General features: G+C 39.9%; 1 protein-coding gene. It reads left to right on the top strand.

The features are described from left to right. The first annotated feature begins 1,297 nt into the window (after positions 1-1,297). Positions 1,298-4,120, top strand: a complete 2,823-nt coding sequence (locus ACP6PM_RS06100; protein WP_426582795.1) for an Ig-like domain-containing protein — start codon at positions 1,298-1,300, stop codon at positions 4,118-4,120. Positions 4,121-4,353: the final 233 nt, after the last annotated feature.

Raw genomic sequence — 4,353 nt, 5'->3', positions numbered from 1 at the left:
CCCAATTTTGTGCGGGGAATGTTTTTTTTTACCCAGAACTTTGTACTGTCCAGTATAAAAGTAATTATTTCAATATATTGAAGTGACTAAATAGCGATATAGCTGCCACGAGGCTCCGCCAACGCAATTCTCAAGTTCTTGTTAAGGAGCTCATTAAATAGTCTAGGGATCTCACGGGGTGACAAGTAAGCTACGGTGATTACAGGGGTTAGGTTTTGGGGGTTAGGGGTTAGGGATAAATATAAGAAAGTGTTAAGTGATGACAAGGCTCCTATCGAATTTTTGGGCAATAGAGAGGGTTATGACAACAGAGTTTGGGGGAATTTCCCCCTACCCCTAACCCCGGTTCACCCAACCCCCCTCTATACTTCAACCTCTCACCCGCCCCTGAGTCTAGGGATATTAATGGTGAATTAGATCATGTCCGCTTGAATACTTACACTTTGGTGGAAGAAAGGTAGAGTGCAGAAGGCATTTATGCTGAAAGGCTTCCTCTAATTAGGGCTTGATTTTATACACAAACGATGCTACTGGACATGATCTCATATCATGTCCGCCTGAATACTTATACTTTGCCCTATCTTAATACCCACATTCCGCACGTCAAGTTGTAGCATTAAAAGTAGTATAAAAACGGCAGCTTGCTAGGTATTTATACTATGTAGCTCCGATTCATTGACGTTTCTGAGGAGTCAAATTCTCAGGAAAATATTAAGCATAAATACTCAATTACTTACTCCTATTGACCACTATAATTGTCTCCTGTCTCCTGTCTCCTGTCTCCTATTGTTTATACTACATTTTGTCGTGCGGAATGTAGGTTAATATCATGTCTCTTTGAATACCCACAATAAAAAATTGAGGGAACAGGGAACAGGGAGAAATTTATCAGAGAAAAGATTTTTATTATGGCTAATTAATGAGACTTGATATAACTTGAAAAATATTCAAAATTTCTACTATAACCTGCGGAATCTGGGATATAATATAATCTTCGGTAGAACAGTTATAATTAAGCTCGTAGTTGGGCTTTAGCTCTAAGATAAATATTTGAGAGGCTAAAGCCCAACTACAAACAAAAATGCTATCATAACTAATTATACGAACATGATATAACTCAAAATTCCAAAACCTGAATAAAACTGAACTTTCCTGAATAAAACTGAACTTTTTCCTGAATAAACCTGAACTTTTTCCTGAATAAAACTGAACTTTTAGGGATTGTTTTCTCTAGGGATTTTAAGTATTGTTTGAACATAAACCGTACTAATACTGAATCGACTAGGAAATCTAACTTATGGCCACCAACTACAACTTTGGAGAATTTTCCTTCGAGAGTGAGGAACAGGGTATATTTAGTTCAGGCTCTGCACCAGTTCTGAAAGGCAAGGAATTTATTGGTCTAGACTTCGATAACACTGATTCTGATAACAGCAACAACTTCGATGCAGATTGGAAACTAGATCTTTTTGACGATGTTACTGAAACAGGGGCAGAGGCATCAGTTTCTGTAGATAAATTGAAACTCGGTTTTGAAGCAGGTTATGAGTTAAATCCTGGCTCCATTGATTCTAAAGTCACCCACGAGCCTACTCTTGGACTTCCCGATAACTTTGTTGCTGAAGCAGGGACTTTGATCAGCTTGGCACCCGATAGTACACTAAAAGATGGCTCCTTCACCTCAACATCCCCTACAGCAACAGCTTTCGTAGACGCTGTTTTCGCTGCTGAAGGGAGTGCATCTGCTAAAGCTGGTTTTTTAGGAGCAACAACTTCAGGTAGTACAAAATTTGGTATTGATGAGCAACAATTCAATATTATTTCCGTCGATCCCAATAACCTTGAACTCTTCGGAGACATTGACGAACTTTCAGTAAGGTTTCCTATACTCCAAGACAAACTGAGTGTCAAATATGTCCCTGGAAGTAAGCAGTGGGAGGCTAAATTTGAACAGTCTGGGGTTAAGGTTTTCAGCAATATTAGCGGTGGAGCTGTTTCAGCCGAACTAGGTAATATTGAACTTACATACCCACAGGTAGGTATAGAAGGGAAGGTAGAAGGTAATACAATTCAAGGCAAAGGTAGCGACCAGATCCTGGATTTTAACCTTGATTTCGATGGTTTAACCGGCCTAGCTGCTGACTTTATAGTACCAGGAGCAGGATTTGCTGTTGGGGCTTTAACAGGTTTGAAATTTAAGGTGACTGACATCCTAGAACTTAGCTACGATCTAGTTGATGTAGATGCTGGTCCAACGGTCAACCTTGTGCAAGATTTCACAATTAACCCAAATCTGAACGTGGATCTTGCTTTTGATAAATCAGTTAAGATTAATGGGATAGATACCACAAGTTGGTCAGGTCAATGGGCAGATCTTCCAGACTTTTCCATTAGTGACACAACGGTGATTACCCCATCCTTCAGTACTGATGCAACTTTGGAAAGCGAAACTGCCATTGGTCTTGGCCTTGAGCTGACAGTAGAGGCTTTCAAAGGTAAAGCTAAAGTTAAAAATCCTCTTGACGGCAAATCATTGCTCTTTGATGCCCAAATAGGACCCTTTTGGGAACTCGATCCACCATTAGCTGACCCTGATTTGCTAAGTTTGCCTGTTTTTCAAAAAGACAATATCAATCTGGGTGGGTTCAAAACCAGTGAGGGTGATACCAGTATTGTCGGTGATAAAATCGTTTTAACAACACCTGATAGTGGCATCAATGGTGGTATTGATGATGGTGTTAACGATGCGCCAGAAGCAGATGATGATGCCGTTACGACCGATGAAGATACATCTCTTAATCTCACAGATACTTCCCTATTTGCAAACGACTTTGATATTGATGCCTACGATACCAAGACTATATCTGCCATAGATGACAGTAGTACAACAGGTAAGGTAGAACTTATGCCATCTGGGGATGTTGGCTACGATCCTACAGGTATTTTTGACTCTCTGCGTGCAGGGGAAACAACAACTGATAGTTTTGGTTACACTTTATCTGATACAGCAGGTTTGAAGGATACAGCTACAGTGACTGTTACGGTAACAGGTGTTAACGATGCTCCTGAAGCAGAGGATGATACAGTAACTACGGATGAAGATAATGCTTTTTCCTTTGCGACATCCGATCTCCTGACTAATGACTTTGATGTTGAAGGTGATGCATTGACATTTGAATCAATTGATAGTTCATCCACAATTGGGAATGTCAACTTGATTAATGATACTATCGCCTACGATCCAAATGGTCAATTTGAATATCTAGCCGTTAATGAAAGCACAACAGATATCTTTGACTACACGATTAATGATGGCGATCTCACGGATACTGCTACTGTCAACGTCAATGTGACAGGAGTGAATGATGTTCCTGTTGCAGAGGATGATACATTTGGTATTGGCGAAGATATGATTCTTGATGGGGATGTTGCACTGAATGATTTTGACGTTGATGCTAGTGATGTATTGACCTTCTCATTAATTAGTGGGCCAGAAAGGGGAGTCCTCACATTTAACGACAATGGTTCATTTGTCTATGATGCAGATTCCGATGTCTTTGATGTAGCCACACCAGGCGAGCTTTTTGTAGAGAGCTTTATCTACGAAGTCAATGATGGTAATGGTGGAGTTGTTCAGGCTGAAACGACACTAAACGTAGATATTTTGGACGACGGAGAAACCTTCTTTGGTACCAACCAACCTGATGAACTGATAGGTACTGATGGAGGTGAAGATACGATGTACGGTAATAATGGTGCAGATGTCATCATGGGCTTAGATGGTGCAGATATTCTCTATGGTGAGAATGGTAGCGATATCTTAAACGGTGGTGAAAGTGTAGACAAACTTTACGGTGGTAAAGGTAGTGACGAGCTAACTGGTGGTGATGGAGCGGATGAATTCTGGATTGAGAAGAGTGGCGGATCTGATACAATCACAGACTTTGAAATTGGAACTGATGTGATTGGGATTAGTGGACTCAAAAACGTTAGTAGCTTTGCAGATATTAGCATAAATCAGCAGGGCAGCAATGCAATTTTAAATTTCAATGGAGCAAAGGTAACGCTGGAAGGTTTAGATGGAGCTTTATTGAGTACAAACGACTTTATCTTTGCTTAAAAGAGTGGAAATTAAGCTATTCGTGATTTATTTTTGGGGTTTGAGCATTATTTAATCAGAGTTTTAGCCCTATCAAAAATAAAAATTTACAGAAGTTTTCATTTGGATAGACTACTGTAGGGAAGTTCCATGGAACTTCCCTACAAGGTTTTATATCATGTCCGGTAGCATCGTTTGTGTATAGCAGTCGAAGCAAAGATTAGGACATAATAGATAAAAATTATCTAGGAAAG

Source organism: Dapis brunnea BLCC-M229 (genome assembly GCF_050015995.1).
GTDB lineage: Bacteria > Cyanobacteriota > Cyanobacteriia > Cyanobacteriales > Microcoleaceae > Trichodesmium.
This window is presented reverse-complemented; position numbering and strand designations above follow the sequence as displayed.

What these genes read in the sequence shown, in the direction of transcription:
- ACP6PM_RS06100 (WP_426582795.1), top strand. Translation starts at nt 1,298, where the DNA reads ATGGCCACCAACTACAACTTTGGAGAATTTTCCTTCGAGAGTGAGGAA.